General features: G+C 50.1%; 13 protein-coding genes. 6 read left to right on the top strand and 7 right to left on the bottom strand.

Annotated features, from left to right (window positions below):
- Together ACOJTG_RS14485 and ACOJTG_RS14490 are read right to left on the bottom strand one after the other, a co-directional pair.
- A partial coding sequence (locus tag ACOJTG_RS14485) for an aldo/keto reductase (protein ID WP_420154480.1) occupies positions 1-413 on the bottom strand: 413 nt, incomplete at its 3' end.
- A gap of 103 nt (positions 414-516) precedes the next feature.
- Complete coding sequence (locus ACOJTG_RS14490; protein ID WP_420154481.1) at positions 517-2,043, bottom strand: serine hydrolase domain-containing protein; 1,527 nt, start codon at positions 2,041-2,043, stop codon at positions 517-519.
- A gap of 518 nt (positions 2,044-2,561) precedes the next feature.
- On the opposite strand from ACOJTG_RS14490, the gene ACOJTG_RS14495 reads away from it, so the two are divergent.
- Both ACOJTG_RS14495 and ACOJTG_RS14500 read left to right on the top strand, forming a co-directional pair.
- On the top strand, positions 2,562-5,696 hold the full coding sequence (locus ACOJTG_RS14495) for a SusC/RagA family TonB-linked outer membrane protein (RefSeq protein ID WP_420154482.1): 3,135 nt from the start codon (positions 2,562-2,564) through the stop codon (positions 5,694-5,696).
- A gap of 9 nt (positions 5,697-5,705) precedes the next feature.
- On the top strand, positions 5,706-7,211 hold the full coding sequence (locus ACOJTG_RS14500; RefSeq protein WP_420154483.1) for a RagB/SusD family nutrient uptake outer membrane protein: 1,506 nt from the start codon (positions 5,706-5,708) through the stop codon (positions 7,209-7,211).
- A 366-nt stretch (positions 7,212-7,577) separates the two neighbouring features.
- Here the strand turns inward: ACOJTG_RS14500 and ACOJTG_RS14505 are convergent, their stop codons facing one another.
- Positions 7,578-8,462 (bottom strand): HD domain-containing protein, encoded by an 885-nt coding sequence (locus tag ACOJTG_RS14505; protein ID WP_420154484.1) that lies wholly within the window; start codon positions 8,460-8,462, stop codon positions 7,578-7,580.
- 179 nt (positions 8,463-8,641) lie between these two features.
- Between ACOJTG_RS14505 and ACOJTG_RS14510 the strand changes: the two genes are divergently transcribed.
- From ACOJTG_RS14510 to ACOJTG_RS14520, 3 genes are all read left to right on the top strand, one after another.
- Positions 8,642-9,382, top strand: coding sequence for an outer membrane beta-barrel protein (locus ACOJTG_RS14510; protein ID WP_420154485.1), 741 nt, complete (start codon positions 8,642-8,644; stop codon positions 9,380-9,382).
- A gap of 226 nt (positions 9,383-9,608) precedes the next feature.
- The gene (locus tag ACOJTG_RS14515) at positions 9,609-9,881 is read left to right on the top strand and encodes a hypothetical protein (protein WP_420154486.1); all 273 of its coding nucleotides are present in this window, start codon (positions 9,609-9,611) and stop codon (positions 9,879-9,881) included.
- Between the two features lie 11 nt (positions 9,882-9,892).
- On the top strand, positions 9,893-11,467 hold the full coding sequence (locus ACOJTG_RS14520; protein WP_420154487.1) for a calcineurin-like phosphoesterase C-terminal domain-containing protein: 1,575 nt from the start codon (positions 9,893-9,895) through the stop codon (positions 11,465-11,467).
- 123 nt (positions 11,468-11,590) lie between these two features.
- On the opposite strand, the gene ACOJTG_RS14525 is transcribed toward ACOJTG_RS14520, so the two are convergent.
- Both ACOJTG_RS14525 and ACOJTG_RS14530 read right to left on the bottom strand, forming a co-directional pair.
- Positions 11,591-12,058 (bottom strand): GNAT family N-acetyltransferase, encoded by a 468-nt coding sequence (locus tag ACOJTG_RS14525; protein WP_104713035.1) that lies wholly within the window; start codon positions 12,056-12,058, stop codon positions 11,591-11,593.
- Positions 12,059-12,127: 69 nt separating this feature from the next.
- Positions 12,128-12,871, bottom strand: a complete 744-nt coding sequence (locus ACOJTG_RS14530; protein ID WP_420154488.1) for an SDR family NAD(P)-dependent oxidoreductase — start codon at positions 12,869-12,871, stop codon at positions 12,128-12,130.
- 332 nt (positions 12,872-13,203) lie between these two features.
- Here ACOJTG_RS14530 and ACOJTG_RS14535 point away from each other — a divergent pair, with 332 nt between their 5' ends.
- Positions 13,204-14,370, top strand: coding sequence for a hypothetical protein (locus ACOJTG_RS14535; protein ID WP_420154489.1), 1,167 nt, complete (start codon positions 13,204-13,206; stop codon positions 14,368-14,370).
- 63 nt (positions 14,371-14,433) lie between these two features.
- On the opposite strand, the gene ACOJTG_RS14540 is transcribed toward ACOJTG_RS14535, so the two are convergent.
- Positions 14,434-19,572, bottom strand: a complete 5,139-nt coding sequence (locus ACOJTG_RS14540) for a hypothetical protein (RefSeq protein WP_420154490.1) — start codon at positions 19,570-19,572, stop codon at positions 14,434-14,436.
- 165 nt (positions 19,573-19,737) lie between these two features.
- Positions 19,738-20,470, bottom strand: a 733-nt coding sequence (gene prmA / locus ACOJTG_RS14545) for a 50S ribosomal protein L11 methyltransferase (protein WP_420154491.1), incomplete at its 5' end; no start/stop codon positions are given.

The raw sequence follows: 20,470 nt of genomic DNA on the forward strand, positions 1-20,470 counted from the left end.
TGGTACAGGTCGATGTAGTCCGTACGCAGGCGACGCAGGCTATTTTCACATTCTTCAATGATACTATCGCGGGAAGCGTATTTGTAAATGTCCAGTTCCTGACCGTCGTTGTCTTTCGTATGGAAGGCAAAATCGCCTTTCTGCACATCCCAACGCATTCCAAACTTGGTCAGGATCTGTACTTGATCGCGGGAAATTCCCGCCAGAGCTTCACCCACAATATCTTCACTGACGCCCTGACCGTAAATAGGGGCCGTATCAATCGAAGAAACACCCTCACTGATGGAGGCCCGAATAGCTTCTATGGCTTCTTTGCGGTCGGCTCCGCCCCACATCCAGCCCCCAATGGCCCAGGCACCAAACGTAATGGCGGAAGCTTTTACTCCTGATTCACCTAATGCTCTATATTCCATGATTCGTACATGTGGTTAAAAAAGGAATTGGTCAAAGAATAATGCCTGGAATTACTTCCCGGCGGTTCGAGTACTAGAACGGTGGTAGCCAGTTTAGCCGCTTCTATTGTATTTCCAGCAGGTCCAATTGTTGAATCAGAGCGGGTTTTTCCGGCGAAAGCGTGAAATAGACCTGTACTTTTCCTTTTTCACCTTCCATGATAAAAGCTCCCCGCAGCTGGTTCTCCGGAACCAGTTCGCCTACCTTTACAATCTTTCCAATACGGATAAAGAGTTCATCCGAGGCTTTCTTACGAATGGCCTGTGAATGATCGGGGAAGAAGTTCTCCGCAAAAATGGGGTATTGATTCGCCCGGTTCCAGTCCCGCAGTACCTTGATGATTTCCTCTTTGCGTTGGGCCAGTACCTTTGATACGGGCAGTTGTCGTTTGTGAAAATCGGCCTGTACTCGAAGCAGGTCGATGATCTTCGTGTTGAGGGCATTGGCGTTGGCATACGTGAGGTTCATGTAACTCACCACGCCAATACCGTACTCGGGCAAAATCCGCCAGTTACTGCCGAAGCCGGGTAAGCCTCCGCTGTGTCCGACGGTCATGATGTGGTCCGAATCTTTGGTCCAACGTAACCCATACGCGTAAGAAGTAGCGACGCTGTAGGGCTTACCATCGGTCTTCGTACTGGTAACAAGACTGGCAAAATTAGCAGGCTGGTGCATTTCGCGTACGGAACTCCGGCTAATGGGACCAGAGCCTGCTTCACTACGAGGCGGCCAGGCGGCCTGATGGAAGGCCATATACTTACTGAAATCTTCAATGGAAGTGATCAAACCGCCCATCGCTCCGTAGGCTCCATCGTGTAGGAGTTTTTCTTCGGACCATTTTTCGTTTTCCCAACGATACCCGTGAGCCAGTAAGTCAGCCGGAGCTTTCGCGTATTCCCAGAAGGTTTGCGTCATGCCCAGGGGCTTGAAAATGTTCTGGTCGATGTAGGTTTGATAGGGCATTTTGCTGACCACGGTAATGATCCGACCCAGCATGGCAAAACCCATGTTGCTGTACTCGTAAGCAACGCCCGGCGGATTGGAAAGACTGACGCCCTTGTTGAGCATTTTCAGGAAATTCATATCCGAAATGGCGAGTTGACGGTCCCCCCAGGGGTTGTCTTCGGGAAAGCCCGCCGCGTGCGTCAGCAGATGCCGGATGGTAATGAGCGGGGCATCAACCGTCAGAGCCGGGGTTTTCTTGAGTTCCGGAATATACTGTTGCACAGGATCGTCGAGGCGAAGTTTGCCTTCATCGCGTAGCTTGAGAATCGCCATCGCGGTTACACTCTTGCTCATGGACGCAATCCGGAAGAGCGATTTTTCGCTGGCGGGCGTCTTACGGGCGATGTCGGTGTACCCAAAACTTTTGGTGTGCAGGAGTTGTCCGTCTACGATGATGCCGTAAGCCAGTCCCGGAAACTTATTTTTATTGAATTCTTCTTCCACCAGTTTTTCAACGGCGGGTAGGGCCTGCCGGATTTTTTCCAGACGCTGGGCATCGGTAAATACGGCGGGTTCGTAGAGACTTTGGGCGTTCGACGAGAAAAGCGAAGTTGCCAGTAAGAGGGTCAGGTAGTATTTTTTCATGCGAAGAAGACCAAAAATGAATGGAATGGCTAATCTACGATCTATTTGGATTGGTAGGGTGGAGAAAAGATCGGATAAAATAGTACGGAGGGGTACGTAATGCTAGTCTGTACATCCTTTCATGCCAGAATGCGGGGCGTAGTAAGGAAAGCTATAAGCGTGTAACAAGGGCAAATACGGATCTGTGAAATCAAATTTTGTTTAAAAATTCAGACGAAGAATTCATAAATCCTTAATTCACAATCTTCGGTGATTGTCTTCGGATGAACTCTCTTTGCGGCTGATTTGAAAGATGCGGATAAACACAAGCGTAAATCAGAATGATCCTCTAGCTGACGTTTCGTAACGTATACGTAGTTGATTGCAAGTTATAGTCCCGCCAAGCTTCCTATTTCCTCTTTTCCTGATGAATACTTCGCCCTACTCAGTATCTTCGGAAACTGAGGTCAGGTGTGCGGCCTGTTAAATCCCACGGATTATCTGAATCCTATTGAAAAATCTACTCGTTCAAATTTCCTATGGAAAAAATCTATTCAAAAACCCCCTGGATTACGCTGATGGGCTGTTTTCTGGGATTGGGTAGTTTGGCCGCCGAGCCACAATCTGATCTGGCACATCTTCGGATGGTTCGCGATCGGCTCGAAGCGAGCGTATTTCAGGCCGGACGTATTACGGGCCGCGTGACCGATCAGGAAACGGGCGAGGCTCTGGCTGGAGCGACAGTAGCGATCAAAGGCACGCAAACCGGTGTAACGACGGGTGCCGATGGACGGTACAGTCTGCAACTACCCGACGGCGAGGTAACGCTGGTAATTTCGTACGTGGGGTACACCAACGTAGAAGTGGCCGTAAAGTCACAAACCAGTCTGGATATTGCCCTGACACCTTCTTCGAAACAACTGACGGAAATGGTCGTCGTTGGGTACGGTGCTCAGCAGAAAAAAGAAGTACTCGGAGCCGTTGCCACTATTCCAACCAAGGAAATCAGCAGCCGGAATTATAACAATGCCTCGGAAGTACTCCAGGGAACGGTAGCGGGTGTGACGGTGGTCAACGAAGGGGGAGATCCTACCGCTTCGCCTACCATTAAAGTACGCGGGATTGGTTCGCTGAACGATGAAAGCCCCTTACTGGTTGTAGATGGCGTTATTTATCCGGGAACGTTTAGTTCGATTAACCCCAATGATATTCAGTCGGTGAGCGTACTCAAAGATGCGTCGGCAGCCATCTACGGAGCACGGGCGTCGGCGGGGGTTATTCTGGTAACGACCAAACGCGGTACCAGTGGGCAGATGAAAGTAAATCTGAACTATCAGCAGGGTTTTCAGCAGGTAGCCAAGAAGCTCAAACCCCTGAACGCCGCCGATTTTGCCGACGCCATGAATACGGCGACCGATAACGCCGGTTTGCCCCGAATTCTGGCCTTTGATGCGACCATCAATCCGGATTCCCGCGTAACGAAAACCAACTGGATGGACGAGCTGTTCCAGACGGGAAAAATCTACAATATCGATGCCTCAGTAAGCGGCGGTACGGAGAAATCGAACTTCTTTTTCTCGGGCGGCTACCGTAAAAACGAAGGAATTCTGCTGAACACTTTTTCGGATCGGTACACGCTGCGACTCAACTCCGTACATCAGATTGCCAAGGGCGTAAAAATTGGTGAAAACCTTTCGTATACCGTCAATAATGGTCAAACCGGAAACACAACGAGTGCGTATACCGGAGCCATCGCAACAGCCATTTTCTATCCGCCCAATGCCACGGTCTACCGTAACGACGGCTCCGGTCGCTTCGGGGGTGTACCCGAGCAGTACGCGGGCTCGTACGGAGATCTGGTCAACCCGGTGGCGTATCTGAAGCGTCTTGACAACCGCAATCCCGTCACGAACGTATTCATCAATCCCTACCTGGAATGGGAAATTGTTAAAGGCTTGAACTTCCGGAGTAACTGGGGGATTACGCAAATCAAAAACGATTACAAGCAATTTACGGTACGCGTAACCGAGCCCGGTAAGATTTTCGATTTCAACGAACTGTACCAAAGCAGCTACAGCTCCACGGATGTACTGAACGAACAGACGCTGAATTTCAACCGGACCTTCGCTGGAAAACATAACCTCGATCTGCTCGTCGGTCATACGTATCAGCATACCAAAGCCGAAGATTTTGGGGTGAAAGGAACGGGTTTCGATAATGAAGATCCTTCCCTGCGGTACCTGAAAAATGCCAAGCTGATTCAGTACGACCGATCGAATGTATTCGAGCGTGGTTTGGAGTCGTACGTCGGACGGGCCAACTATAATTTTGGCGAGAAATATCTATTTTCAGCCATCATTCGTCGGGATGGTACGTCTAAACTACTGAACGCCAGTCGTTGGGAGTGGTATCCGTCGTTGTCGGCGGGCTGGAACATTTCGGACGAAGCTTTCCTAAGCCGTACCAACTGGATTAGTAACCTGAAACTACGGGCCAGTTGGGGTAAGATTGGTAACCTGGCGGGTCTGTCCGATTACGCGTATAGTTTGCCACTGGCTCAGTCAATGGCCATGCTGGGATCGACGCCCGTGATCAATTACGGATACGCCGAGCGGGCCTTGTCTAATCCCAATCTGCGGTGGGAAACTTCCCAGCAAACGAACGTAGGTCTGGATTTTGGCTTCCTGCAAAACCGCCTGTTTGGCTCGATTGACGTGTTCTCGAAACGTAACCAAAACATGTTGTTTCAGGAGCAACTACCAGGCGTAGCCGGTACGCCCGATGGCCGTACCATCAACGCGGGTGAAACCGAAAACCGGGGAATTGAAATCGGTTTAACGTATCAGCAAAGTCTGGGCGACTTCAAGTACGATCTGAGTGCCAATGTTTCGTTCCTGAAAAATGAAGTAAAATCATTGCCGTCGGGTCAGGAATTGCTACCCATCGGATCGCGGGTACGGAATCTGCCCAACGCCAACTTCCACATGGTTGGGCAGCCTTTTGGAGCCTTCTATGGCTACCAAACGGCGGGTATCTTTCAGTCGGATGTGGAAGCTGCGGAGTACGTAAACAGCAGTGGTGCTCGTTACCAGGCTAACGCTAAAGCGGGAGATTTTAAATTTATGGATACGAACGGCGACGGCGTAATCAACGATAAGGACCGCGTGGTACTGGGCAACGTATTACCGACGAAAACCTTTAGTCTGAACGGAAATGCCTCCTTCCGGGGCTTCGATCTGAACGTATTCCTCCAGGGATCCGCGGGTAACAAAATCTTCAATTCCCTGCGAAACCTGGCCCTGAACCCTGGTACATATCCGGGTTATAACATGCTGGAAGAAGTGAAAGACGCCTGGAGCCCGACCAACCCCGGCGGTACGATTCCCCGGCTGCGGGCGGGTTCGGATCCCAACAGTAACTTCAGCCGTATTTCAGACTTCTACCTCGAAGACGGAAGCTATCTGCGACTGAAAAGCCTGACGCTGGGCTATACTGTACCTGCTACGGTTACCAAAGCCGTAAAAGCACGCGTATATCTGACCGGACAGAACCTCTTCACCCTCACCAAATACAGCGGCATGGACCCCGAAGTAGGGATCAGCAGCTTTGGTCAGGACGTGGCGAAGTATCCCTTGTCCCGCGTATTCATGTTTGGCGTAAACCTTTCTTTCTAATTATCCGTCATGAAAAAATATATTCTTCTGCTGGCTCTGGGACTAACGGCCTGCGACAAAAATCTCGACATGACCCCCCAGGGAGCCCCCACTACGGGTAACTTCTGGAAAACCTCCAGCGATGCGTTGGCGGGCGTGAATAGCATCTACGAACTGTACAGCGACGACGACATGTACGGTCGGGGTTTCTTCTGGCTCAACAACGCCAGCGATGACATCGGTACCAAACCCCGCGATAATGCCGAACGGATCAAGAATTTTCAGGTAACGGGCGACGAATCCGATACGCGGAACATCTGGGCTAAACATTACATGGTCATGAAACGGGCCAATGATGTACTGCGGAATGTGCCGAAAATTACGATGGATGAAAAGCTGAAGAATCAGTATCTGGGCGAAGCGTACTTCAACCACGCGGTCATGCACCTGGAATTAGCGTATCGATACGGCGATAACCGGGCGGGGATTCCCATTCAGGATCGCGAAAACCCGGAAAATATTTACGTAACCCGGACGAAGAGCGTGGCGGAGAATTACGCCTACATCGCCGAAGATCTGAAAAAGGCGGCGGACTTGTTACCGCTCTTCTCTGCCTACAAAGCCGCGGATTACGGACGGGCTCATAAAACGGCCGCCTGGGCATATTTGGCCCGGACGTATCTGTACGCCAAAGATTGGGCGAATGCCGAAAAATACGCGGATCTGGTTATTACGAGTGGTCAGCACGCCCTGCTGGATAATTTTGAAGACGTTTTTAAAACGGCTAATAACTGGTCGAAAGAGTACATCTGGTCAGTAACCTCGAGTGCGTCCGATACGCGGTTTGGCTGTATCTTCCCCGGTGTATGTTTGGATGATAAAGGCTGGGGATTGTACAATGGCTGGGGTAACTTCTATCCGACAAAAGAGCTGTACGATACCTACCCGGCGGGTGACAAACGCCGCGAAGCTACGATTCTGAAAACGGGTGACAAGTTCATGTACTTCGGTGAGGAGCGTAGCTATAACCAGGATAACTTTAAGGTAAGCTCCAGCAACCGGACGGGTTATCAGTTCCGCAAGTACATGGAACCGTACAGCTATGCCAATCCGATTGGTACGTACGTGAATCCAAACGGCGATAAACCTTCTACGTCGCTGAACGTTCCCCTGCTGCGGTACGCGGACGTACTGTTGATCAAAGCAGAAGCCAAACTGATGCAGAATAAAAACGCGGATACGGAGCTAAACCTGATTCGTAAACGGGCCGGACTATCTACGCTGACCAATGCCACGCTATCTGATCTGAAACGCGAACGTCGGTGCGAACTGGCGGGTGAATGGACCGATCGTCACTTTGATCTGGTTCGCTGGGGCGATGCTCAGGCCGTGTACGCCCAGCCGCTACACCACGCGGACGGTCGGGTGATTTACGCCGCCCGGATGTTTAACCCGGCTATTCATCACGTCTGGCCGATCCCTCCGATGGAAATTCAGAATAGTAAGGGTACGCTGGCTCAAAATCAGGGCTGGTAAGTTTGCAAGTGTCTGAAGTATAAAGCATCCCGAAAGTGTTAAGCTTTCGGGATGCTTTTGTTTGCCCCCTATAGGAAAAAGAAATCAATTTGATTTAACGGGTGCAGGTGTCCAAACCCGTACCTACCCTCGGACCCTTTCTAAGGGCCAACCGCCTAACTGATACTCCCCGCATTGCATGCGGGGCTAATACGGTTGAACCCCTTCGGGGTTAGCAGCTCGGTTACAAAAGACAGAGACGGGTACGCATACCCAAACTTGCACCAGTGTTATCCGTTTAAAGGTCAGGATCCTTAACCCCGAAGGGATTCAACGATGATTAGCCATGGGTACAACCCATGGGACGGGACGTGTATCAATAATGCCTTAACCCTGCCGCTCGCTCAGGCGGTACACCCGGCCGTGCTCCAGAATTTCGGGATCAATTTCCCGTTTCTTCAAAATGATATTGCTCGGAACAATCGGATTAAAATCGCTCATGCTTCGAATCTTATCCAGTTTCATGCGAGCGTGTAGGCTGAAGTCAATCAGATTAATTACGTGCGTATCGTTTTGGAAAAAGTCGTCTTCCAGCAAGAAGTTATGTTCTAATAATTCGCGTAACAATTCCGCCAGTTTCTGATTGGCGTACAGGTGCTCCTTCTTCTGAAAATACTCCTGATTGAGTACCGTATACTTTTCCTTAATCCAGCGGGCAGCGGCCAGGGAAGTCACCACCATTCGGTTTTTGTATACCATTACATTTTCCAGAAACGCATGAATTTCTTTAAGCGTCAGTAACCCTGCCCAGTACAAATCCCGCAGGGTATAATCCAGCCGATCGGCACACAAATGGGGCAGGGGTTGTTCCAGAATTGGAAACGAACCCGTCAGAAACTCATCCGAAGTATAGCCATAGGCCTCCAGAATGGAAGAAATTTCGGGCTGCTGAAGAAAGTACGCAAACCACTTTTCGTGAAAATCTTCTTCCTGATGGTTCAGTACGTAATCAATCACGTGCGAAAAAGCCGTATGTGAAAGATCATGCAGTAGGCCCGCTACCTGTTCTTTTTCCGAACCACCGAGTTGCCGGATGAGCAGCATTACCCCAACGGAATGCTCAAAACGGGTATGCCGTATCTGGGGATTGACCAGGAAGATAGCTCCACCCTGGTGAATGAATTGTAAGCGTTGGAAAAACGAACTCTGGATTAGCGTTTCAAAGACTCCCGTAATCTCATGCGAACCATACAGTACATCGGAATACAACATATCTCAACTAGCAATTAACAGCACCACCTACCGGGCATGTACGTAAAACCAGTGGTCTGAAGTTTTTACCAAACTCCGCCTCCGGTAGAACGAACCCCTTTCTAAGGACTATGTATACCAGACAAAGTTTCAAACAAATAATTAATACTGAAGGTTAGTTTTGAAAAATTTCACAACCCATGAAAGCAAAATCTTTATTCTTACTTCTACTGGGCTTGGTTTGTGCTAGTGCCGCTCAGGCTCAAATTCGACTGGATCTGGAGTCAGGTCTGGTGTTTGGAACGCCTTACAACCGGATCCGTATTCCCAATCAGAGCGGTACGCTGGTGGATATTGGCAAAGAGCTGGACGTCAAACCCAAGGTCTTTTTCCGTTTGCGGGCGGGCTATACCATCAACAATCGGCACACGATTTCGGCTCTGTACGCTCCGCTCACGGTTCGCTACGACGGAGCTTTTCAGGAAAACGTTTCTTTTAACGGGCAGGTATTCGAAGCCGGGAAGCCCGTGGAAGTAGACTACAAATTCAACTCTTATCGGCTAACCTATCGCTACGATTTCGTGGCTAACGAGCACTGGCGGGTAGGAGCGGGTGTGACGGCAAAAATCCGGGATGCCAAGGTTCGTTATAAGAATGATACGCAGGATACCAATTTTGATAACTTCGGTTTTGTACCGCTGATTAACTTCTACGCCTCCTGGCAGCCGGGCAAACGCTGGGGTGTTCTGGTGGAAGGCGATGCCTTGGGCTCCAAGCAAGGTCGGGCCGAAGATATTTTTGCGGGAGCCACGTATGCCTTGGGCGAGCAGGCCTTTGTCAAACTGGGCTACCGGGTTGTAGAAGGCGGAGCCGACGTAGATCGCGTGTACACCTTCAACTGGATCAACTACGCTTCCGTAGGTCTGGTGGTGGAATTCTAATTACGCCCCAATTACTACGTGCAATCAATGCCGATACGGTTTAGTCATAACCGTATCGGCATTTACTTTTTGTATAAATGTTACGTATAGCGTAAGTGGTTATGGGACGTTAATGGCGTCTGCAACAGGCGTTAACGGCATTGCATTAACTTTTTGTGAAGCCGCTTAACGAAAATATAACTTGGTCAAACCTAGGACTTCGCTACAATTTTGCGGCGTAAAACACATGCATCACATCGCCATGCTTCCCAAGTTTCTACTATCAATGCCCAACGAAACGGACGTTGATTATGTACTCCATACGGACCAACCTTCTTTTCTGATTCGCGTCGACCGTAATGATGAAGATCAGCCCGTTTTAGCGAAAAGCTCGATCATTCGCTGGTACGATGCCGAACCTACGCAGTCGGGTGTTCTGGATGCCATTTTCGAGGAGATGACGGAGTTTCTATTGGAAGAATACGACTTTATTTCAGACGAAGAGGAGTGGAACGACTAATGACACGAACCATGAAACAGCAATGGCTGGCCTGCGGGCTGAGTACCCTTTTGTGCAGTGCCGCTTTCGCCCAGAGTCAGGTGAAAGGCTACGTCTACGACGATCAAAACGGAAACGGCAAGAAGGATAAAAAGGAAGTCGGACTAGCGAAAGTGGCCGTATCCAATGGCCGTGAAGTCGTACTGACCGATGAAAAAGGTGTGTATACGCTGCCGCTAGGACAGGATAATACGCTTTTTGTCATCAAGCCAACGGGGTATCGTCTGCCGGTAAATGAATACAACCTGCCGCAGTTTTACCGCCACCATAAACCCCAGGGGTCACCCAAAACCAAGTTCGCGGGCGTCGCTGCTACGGGTGCACTGCCCAAAACCGTAGATTTTGCCCTGATTAAACAAAACGAGCCCGAGACTTACAAAATGCTCGTCTTCGGAGATCCGCAGGTGTATACGCCGGAGCAGGTGATGTTCTTTGAAAAAGGTATCATCGACGAAGTAAAAACCAAGACTCAGGACGTACGTTTCGGCATCAGCATGGGCGATGAAGTAGGGGACAATCCGAATCTGTACGGACCTTACAAGCAGGCCATTCAGAAATTGGGCGTACCCTGGTTCCATGTTATGGGGAACCACGACATGAACTACGACGCTCAGACGGACAGCCTTTCCGACGAAAGTTTCGAAGCCGCCTTTGGCCCGAACAACTACGCGTTTAACAGCGGGAAAGTCCATTTTGTCGTACTCGACAATATTCTCTATCCCGATCCCCGCGATGGCAAAGGTTATCAGGGCGGTCTACGTCCGGATCAGCTGGATTTTATCGAAAACGATCTGAAACTCGTACCGAAAGATTACCTGATTGTATTCTGCTACCACATTCCGCCCTTCGAAGAATTTCGGCAGGAAGATCGGCAACGGATGTTCAATGCCCTCAAAGATTTCCCCCATACCTTGTCCTTATCGGCTCATACGCACTTTCAACTGCACCATTCCTTTGGTAAGGAAGAAGGCTTTGCCCGCGAAACGCCTCATCACGAGTACAACGTAGGAACGACTTCCGGGGACTGGTATTCCGGTGAAATGAACGCTCAGGGCGTACCCGTTTCAATGATGCGGGACGGTACGCCTAAAGGGTACATGTTTCTTTCCTTCAATGGCAACCAGTACGCATTTGATTACCGGGTGGCGGGTCAGCCCGAGACGTACAAAATCGGTATTCATGCTCCCAAAGTAATTGCCCGTCGTCAATCCGGAAAAGGGGAAGTGTACGCTAACTTTTTCCAAGGCAGCAAAAAGGATCAGCTCGAGTATCGGGTGGATAACAACGAATGGAAAGCCATGACCTATACCGAAGAACCCGATCCAATCATGGTCAGTACGCGTTTGCGTTGGGATGAAGCTGCCGAGCCGCTGCAAGGTACACGTCCGTCGAATCCGGTGCCTTGTACGCACTTGTGGAAAGCCACCTTGCCCGGAAATCTACCCGCGGGTGAACACACGCTGGAAGTACGGGCCAAAGATGCGTACGGCCGGACTTTCACCGGATCGCACGCTCTGAAAGTCATTAACGCAGCGGAGGATAATTAACTCATTAACGCTTGAGCGTGACAAAGCCGAAGAAAGCCCTGCTTGCTTCGGCTTTTCTGTTTTAGGAAATACGAACCAGCAAGCAAAAGCGTCCACCGTTTCTACGATGGACGCTTTTGAGTATTAGGAAATTTTCGAATGGTGCTCATACGTCATGTACGTATGCGGAATGCCATCTTCCACGTATTCCTGACCCGTCGAAACAAACCCGAGCGATTTATAAAAAGAGAGCAGGTACGTCTGTGCACCAATTTTAATGGAATGAGGGCCGAACAACCGACGGCAGTAGGCAATGGAGGCATCCATCAGCCTTTTTCCTAAACCCGTACTGCGAACATCGGGTGCCGTAACGACCCGACCAATGGCCGTGTAGCCCTGGTAGCATACGTCCTTCGCAAAGAGTCGCGTGTAGGCAATAAGTTTGCCCGTCGTGTCATCCTTGCCCATGCAATGCCAGGCTTTCTGATCGTTGCCGTCAATATCCTGATAGGGACACTTTTGTTCAACAATGAAAACTTCAGCACGTAGAGCTAGAATATCGTATAGTTCCTGAGGCGTAAGTTCGTGAAATTGCTTGAGTACAAACTGCATAAAAAGCTTAATGAAATGAAGAGATAAGTCGATCGCAAACCAATATGAAAAAAACGTATGCCTGTGTAATCAATAGGGGGAAGGACTGACGCTCGACCAGCCGCCATCCACCACCAGCGTCTGCCCCGTGATATGACCTGCCTCGGGCGAAGTTAGAAAGAGTGCGGCGGCTGCAATGTCGGCAACGTCAGCGGGTTTACCCAGGGGCGTAATGCGAGACCAGGTCGGGATGTATTCGGGATCGTCGAGCGTGCGTTCGGTCAGGGTGGCCCCCGGAGCTACGCAGTTGATGGTAATACCGTAGGGAGAAAGCTCGGCCACCAGCGATTTCGCCAGCATCTGGAGGGCCGCTTTCGTCATTCCGTAGGCCGCCAGGTAAGCGTGGGCCTGCTGACCCGTAACGGAAGACATGAGCAAAATCCGACCGCCCTGCCCCTGAGCTCGCATCTGGCGAGCCGCCTGTTGCGTCAGAAAAAAGTTGCCGCGAATGTTCAGATCCAGTAATTTTTGGAGTGACTCGGGCTGATACTCAAAAAAATCGCCAAACGTAGTAATGCCCGCATTGGCCACCAGAATGTCTACTGAACCGAAAGATGCTACGGTTTTCGAGACCAGGTACTGAATGAAAGAAACATCCGAGGCATCACCGGGAACGGCCAGACAACGGCCGCCTTCGGCCTGTATTTTTCCAGCGGCTTCTTCGGCCAGCGTTTCATCCACATCGTTGAGTACAACTGAGTTTCCCCGAAGGGCCAGCTGCCGACAGATTTCAAACCCAATTCCCTGGGCAGCTCCCGTAACAATAGCATTCATGAAGTATAGCGAAAAGAGGCGGGGGTAAAGATAGACATTGTTTAGCGTTCCAAAGGGCCAGCGAAGGGTATTGTTTTGGGCAAAAACGTTTCCTCTAGGTCTCGAGCTTACGACTGAGCAAGTGTATAGCCGCTGAATGACCGTAAAAAATGCTTGCAGCCTACCGCAGCTTTTTATGGAATCATACGATTTAATCGTTTCGTACAAAGCTTTGACTATCAATGCATAAAAAAACGTAAGGCTACAAACCCAAACCAGTTTCTTTTTGTACTTTTCGACTCATTCTTCAAAATTGGCTCCTGTCCCTCAACCGATCTATTAGGCGTATCGTCATGCATTTACCCACCCTCGATGAAGTAGAAACCATTGCCAGCGAAAACGATCCGGTGCTTCGAAACTTGCAAATTACGCAGTGTTATTACGAGCTGTCTACCGCTTTTCTGGAACGCACCGGGCCGCTGGCCAACTGGTGTACCTTTGCTACCTGGGCTTCCAGGCAGGCCGGACAAACCATCCGCAAAGAAGATTTGAAGCGTACCCTGGAAGCGGAATTATCCGCTCGCTTACGCAATGACTCGGCCTTAGTGCTGCTCACCTCTTTGCTGAAAGAGATGGGTGCCCGTATCAAAACGGAGGAGCTGGAGCCTCTGCTCTGGAAAAAATTCATTACTCAAAGTATTGAACGATCCAGTGAGGCCGTAGCTCGCGGTAATCAGAAAGTTTTTGAAGAAATTGGGTACGCGTTTGCTCGGTTTGAAAGGATCTGTTTGAAGGACTTGATCTACACGCCGGAATCGATTGAGACGTTCTGTCAGAAGTTGCGAACTGGTCTTCCACCCGAAGGACAGCAGTACTTGCAGCAGGCATTTACGCATTACTACGAATCTTTTTTTGAAACCGATCTTCGGAAAAAGGCTGAACTGCAATTGCTGGCGAATTTGGAAATTGGTTTTCATGAGCAAACCCGTTTGCAGCCCGAAATTCAGGCTTCGCTCGAATCTGTATTGCTGCTGGATACCGAAGGTGTAAAGCAACGCATCCAGGAAATGCTTTTTCCGGCGGGAAGCTTAACCAGTTATTTCCGCATGCTAGTCCAGAAAATGTTGGGCCGTAAAGCCGCAGTTGAACAAACCCTCGACGATGTAATGCAACGGGTGGTTGGAGAAATCCGCTTGCTGATTACCAGTCACCTGCTTACCCTGATGGTGCCGCCGAACGTACGTCTGCGGCTGGGTCAGGATTTAACCAGCCTTTTCCCTGAAAACCTGCGTAGCCTTTCTAACGAACGGTTACGAATTTTGTTAGCCCAGATCGATCCAACACTGGACAGTGTACGCGAAAGTGGGGCTCTCGACTGGGCTAATCTTCCCGAACGGCTGCACTTCATCGCCGATTTTTTTCGGTGTTATCAGGAATCCGTTGAATTGCTGGAGGCTCCTTTCACAGCCCTAGAGGTACAGACTTTGAAGCAGGGGCGTGTACCGCAGGGACGATTGTAATTCAACGTACGTCAATGAAAAAGGCCGGGAAGTCCCGGCCTTTTGTGTGAGCTACTGTATGGATTAAAACCCGGTTTTCTTTTCGGCGGGCTTTTTCACCGGAGCGGCTTCCTGCGTTTCGGAAAGCGACGTGATTTTTTTCGTCTTGGTCGAATCAGAAAGCGTTGTTTTCTTAGCCGGAGCCTGTACAAGTGCTTTTTTGTCTTTCACTTTTTTCAGGTCCGTACTATCGGTTGCCACCGAGTCGCCAGGCATAACGGCCGTTTCTTCAATAACTGCTTCCTGAGCTTTTTTCTTGGTTTTCTTCGAGGACTTCGCGGTTTCTTCCACTACTGGTTCTTCATCCCTAACTTCTTCCGCCGGGAAGGTTTCTTCCACTACCGGTTCCTGGGTCTTTTTCTTCGATTTCTTGGTAGGTTTCGTCTTAGTAGCCGCTACTTTTTCTTCCACTTGCTCCGTAGCGGCCGTTTCCTCGGTACCTACCGTTTCTTCTTTCGCTGGTTCCGCTTCCGATTTCTTCTGAGCTACCACCGGACGGGGGCGGGGGGCACGGGGTTTGTTGGAAGAACCGGCCCGATACATCGTACTAAAGCGATCGACGAAGTTGTTTTTGTCTTCTTCGGAAACCAGGAGAATTTTATTGTCCTTACCCGTTTTGGCCTGAAGCTGAGCGTTGAAATCCTGATCGGAGCTGAACACTTCCGTCGTACCCTGAACCGAAGCAAAGTAGTACCAGACGTCAGGGTTAAGTTCCAGATATAGGAACAAATCGTCAATGCCCGTTGGGTTTTTACGAATTTCTACGGCTCCATCGAACTGGGCATTGATATCCGTTGCACCTACGTTAGCCACGCCAATTCGCCCTACGCTATAGAAAGCCTGATTTTCGGGATTATACCGTAAGCTCAGGTTCGAAAGTACTGCCGTCGCCGCAAATTTGGGTGATACCGTCGGTAAGGCGACGCTGGCTCCATTGGTCGATTTCTGACTGAATTGTTCGGCCACTTTGCCACCGGCAATGTTCGCAATTTTTAGTAACAGGCGGTCAAAGTCTCCCTCGGCAGCCTCTTCACTGATTTTTTCATCCAGATTCGTCTTCACGATTTTATCCGCGGCAACCGCCATGACGGGAGCGGGAATACTGGTGTTGAAGACCAGCATCGTATTGAACAGATACTTGGCTGAATCGGGAACGAGTCGGGCAAATCCGGCCGCTTGTACTGTAGTGGCAGGCGAAAACAGCGTCATCGGCCCTTCAAACGTGATGACTTTCTTGGAGTCGTCCAGCACGTATTTTTTCCCTTCCAGCGTTTCGTCGTTCGCCCGAGCATCGCTGGCAATGGTGAGCTGATTGGTTTTGGCGTCGTCCCGCAGGCTGCCGCTGGCCGTGAAAATATCCGTATCCTGAGCATTGTACTTGGGCGACAGGAAGGTTAGGTACAGACCTTCTCCGCCGAAATGCAGTCCGGTATACAACGGCGTTGTGCCGTCTTCACCTTTCAATCCATCCACGTGCAGACTTAGACTATCGCCGTTGCTGCCTTCAAAGGGAATCCAGGCGGGTTCGGCAATTTTACTTTTCAGATTGGTTTGAATTGCCCCCTTGAACTTCAATCCCGGATCAGCTGCCACCATGGTAATGTCACCTTTGTACAACAAACGGGGCGTGAGCAAAAAGCGATTTTCTTCCCCAATACCCGACTTAGCCACGGTACCGTAACTCACATTAGAAACCGTTTCCGTTTTGTTACGCCGATTGGATTTCGACGCCACGGCGGAGGTACTGGTAGTCTCCCGGAACTCAAACGCATCCATTTTCAGATTTGTCGTATCGCCTTTGGAGCGAACGTACTGATAGGTAGCGTTTCCTTCGAATTTCTTGGCTGATAAAATCTGAATCGTTCCGTCAGACAGGTGGTGAAACTCATTGACCGTATCCGCAATGACGTGAGCCTTTTTGAGCGGTAAGATCTCCGCATCCTGTTTGATCGAAACCAAGCCGTTCGCCGGAATAATCTTGGCATCCGCTGACTTGATGTACGGTACACCTTTGATATTCAGCGTCATTTTATCCATTTCGTACAAGGCTTCCGCTCCATTAAAGGCTAGCCCTTCCTGCGTCGGATTCATGGAAATAAACGTAGACGTCTTGACATTGCCCTTCATGGAAATCGTTTTCTTGGCAATGTCCCAGTCCGCCCGGTTGATCGTCGTCGTATAGGCCGCGTAAGGGAAATACAGACTCGAAGAATCCTCCAGCGTCGCGTTTTTAGGGGTTTGAATTACCGCATTCTGAGCCGTGGTATTGAACGTAACGTCTACTACACGCCCTAACAAAGCCGGCTTTTCAGCCGTACCCACCTGAATCTGAGCCCGTTCGGCGACGAACTGATCTTTTTTGAAAGAAAAGGATTCGGAGCTGATTTCGGAGTCTTTCCGTTTCATAACGCCCTCTCCGTACAAGCCGGTTGAGCGAACCAGTAAACTGCCCGTCAGGTGCGAGGTGCCGTTGTAAAAGTCGAGTGAACTTTCTTTGTCTTTGATAATCAGACTATCCTGCTTCGGCAACCATTTTACTTCGTAAGATTTTAGAGCTACTTCGGGGAAATAGGTCTTGCCTACCATACCTTCCTTAATTCGGCCCGAAGTACCGCTCGTACTGATGACGGAGTCCGGCGTCAGTACCAGATTTTTTGCTTCCAGCGAGGTAGTCAATGTACTCAGCACGCCATCGGCCCGTAAGCCTTCGTTATCCATGGTTAGCGTACCCGTCACTTTCAGATTCCCCTTGCCTTCGTACAGCTTCAGTCCAGCTTCGGGGACCTTGTGCGTGAAACCCAACGAGTTATCGGGCATGGTGACGAGCTTAGTCTGAATCGGAGGGAGTACGCCATCCGAGTAAAACGTCCCCGCAAACTCAATGTCCTTACTGGTCAGACTGTCCTGATCAATTTTCGGGATCTTGAAGTATACCTTGCGGTTGTAGGCACCCGCCAGCCGCGTGGTATCGTCGAAGTAGATATTGACGCCATCCTGTACAACGAGTCGTGGGACACTGGGTTTCTTACCCGATTTATTGTTCGGTTTGCCCAGGTATAATTTGCCCGAGCCGTACTTCAAATCCTGACCGATTTCCTTCGAGTTTTTCTTCCCTTTCATTTGTTGGGGAATGAAGGTTACCGTATCGAGTTTATCAAGATTGACGTAGAACTGCTCGTAATTGAAATTCAAATCGCGGCCTTTGAAACGGAAGTTATCAAGCTTCATTTCGCCGTTGAAAACAAACGAACGGTTTTTGCCCACCCGTACTACTTTATCCGAAGGGCGAATATAGATTTTGAGCGAATCGCTGACTTTAAACGGAGCCACGCCGCGTATGGTCAGGTAGTTATCCTTAAAGTTGATGGAAGCATTGGCCAGACTATCCCGATCTGAACCGGCCTGGGTGGAGAGAATCGCTAGGTTGTCAAAATCCTTTTTCGCCAGGGCTACCTGTAGGTAATGCAGCCCTTTGGAGCTAAGTTTCACCTGATCGGTATCGGGGTTGTAATCAATAAAACCCTGTTCGATGGGCAGAATCAAGGCGTCCCGCATGAGTTTGCCTTCGCGACGATAATGAGCCGCCAGTTCATCGACCGTAATAGTCGATACGCCTTTCTGCTTGAGACAGTTTGCGAGTAGCGTTACTGGGTGAAAGCCCTGCGGACTGGTCAGACGGTCATACTGCGTCGATTCGTAATAATCCACGGACTCGAAACGGGCCGGTACGGCGGTTTGGCCACCAATAATATCAAACTCCAGGTGCTGACTCGGTAAGCTCCACTTGGCCGCGTCCGCCCGAATGGCAAAGCCGTGGTAGCTGTCACTGAACGAAGCACTGCGATAGCCGCCGCGTTCGAGGCGAGCCAGCCGCAGGTTTTTGGTCTGGGCGTTGTACGTAAGTCGCAGGGCCGGGTGGGTGAGGGAGTCGCCCGTGGGAAAGTAGCCGCTGAACTGAGCATTCGGACTATAAATCAGGGAGTCACTTAATTCAAAACCCTTGCTTTGAGCCCGGAAAGCTATTTTGTCATTCTGTTTAACGGTCAGCGTAGCCCGGTGACCGTTAGCGGCCGCTCCGTATACTTTCGTTCCAATCAGAGCAAAACCACCCCGATATTCGACGTCCTTGCCCAGGTTTTTCAGTTCTACGTTTGCCGCAGCGGACTCAAACTGGGGTTGGGTAACTACGGCGTTGGGAGCACGTTTCCGGCTTTCAAACCGGAAGGTTCCGGGTACGGGTTCTTTCAGCCGTTCGCCGTAGGTTAGTACGGCTTCATCGGCTAAAATTCGCGGCGTCTTGAGCAGCATTTTGTACGACTTCAAATCCACGCTGGCTTGTTTCAGATCACCCATCGGCCAAGTGTATTTGCCCGCCTGCCCGTAGAGCAAACCTTCCTTGATGCCCAGGGTCAAAGTCGCCTGATCCACCACAAAAGAATCCTGAGCCGTAACAATGGCTACTGATACGCCCTGTAAATCAAGCAGGGGACCAGCCGCCAGTAACTTTGGCTGAGGCAGAGCCTTTACGGGTTCATTGGTCGCTGAAACGGGCGTATCCCAGCCCGAATCGTCCCAACCATTCCCCCAGCCGTCGTCGGTAGGTTCCGTAGATTTGGGCTCTTCACTGGCAGGTTTAGGAGTTGTTGCGGGTGAAGTCGTTTTCTCAGTTCGTACATCCAGCGGTTGATCAATGAAGCGGAATTTAAAAGTACCTCCAGTGGTAGGAAGTTTATGAAAGTTCGTAGCGTACAACTGACGCGAAGTCAGAAACAGCCGGACAAAATTCAGGTAATTCAGGTACGCCTTGCTATCGCTGGACTTAAAGGTTTTTTCCGTTACACTCAAAAAATTACTGAGTTCTGCCCCGCCAAGTTGCTGTTGCGTAGTTCCATGAAGAGCTTGAAACCAGGGAAGCAGGTACGGCGGTTGCTTCATGTTTTTGGCAAACATGGCTCGGGTGATGGCGATGATCTGCGACTGTTGGGCTGCGTTGAATCCGGTCCAGGCCGTCGCGAAGTCGGTACCTACCTGTTTCTGACCAAAAGCGGTCGTTACCGTTTGAACATCCTGCACAAACTGATCCGGCTGATCCGAAAATTTAACCTGCTGAGCGTACGATAACTGGAACGTCAGTAGCAGTATAAAAAGTAGTAAAAACCTCATACAACAAATGTTTAGTATCGGGTTGGTAGAAGTATCGTTTAGGGAACGGAAAACGTTCCGGCATTTCGTTTTTCTTTAAACGCGAAACTGCCTGCTTTTCGCCAAAGTCGCAACAAAAAAAGCCTCAACTCTACGCTGAGGCTTCTGTTAGCAGGCGAATGGCCCTTACAGTTGGCGAGTGAAACGGGCCGCAGCCCAGCCATTTCTGGTTTTCAGCGAAGTCAGCTGTAAACCTACGGATTGAGCAACGGCTTCGATTTCTGGTAAATCGTGTTCGTAAAAACCACTGATAACCAGCGTTCCGACGGGCGTCATGTACTCAACATACGTCGGAATTTCACGAAGCAGAATATTCCGGTTGATATTAGCCAGCACGACGTCGTATTGAGCGGCGGGCTCGTCCTCGATGGTGCCCTGGCGAACATGCACGACGTCTTCCAGGTGATTTAACTGAACGTTTTCCAGGGCATTCTCCGTCGCCCAGTCTTCAATATCGAAGGCAGATACGTAGTTGGCTCCGCGGAGAGCAGCCATAATGGCTAAAATGCCCGTACCCGAGCCCACATCCAGTACCTGTTTGCCACTTTGGTCAATTTCCAGCTGATGAGCCAGCATCATCCAGGTCGTTTCGTGGTGACCCGTACCAAAGGACATTTTGGGATTAATTTCAATGATATATTCGTAACTGGAAGCGTCCATGTCGTGGAAACTGGCCCGCACCAAGACGCGGCCTTCCACGTCGATGGGGGGGTAGTTACGTTCCCATTCCGCGTTCCAGTTTTCTTTCTCCAGGTATTTAATGCTGTAATCGACGGTTCCAGTGATGGACTCGTACTGTTGCATGATGTGCTGCAACGCATCCCCATTGAAACCCGTTTCCGGAATGTACCCGAGCAAA

This window comes from Siphonobacter sp. (genome assembly GCF_048595215.1).
Taxonomy (GTDB): Bacteria; Bacteroidota; Bacteroidia; order Cytophagales; family Spirosomataceae; genus Siphonobacter.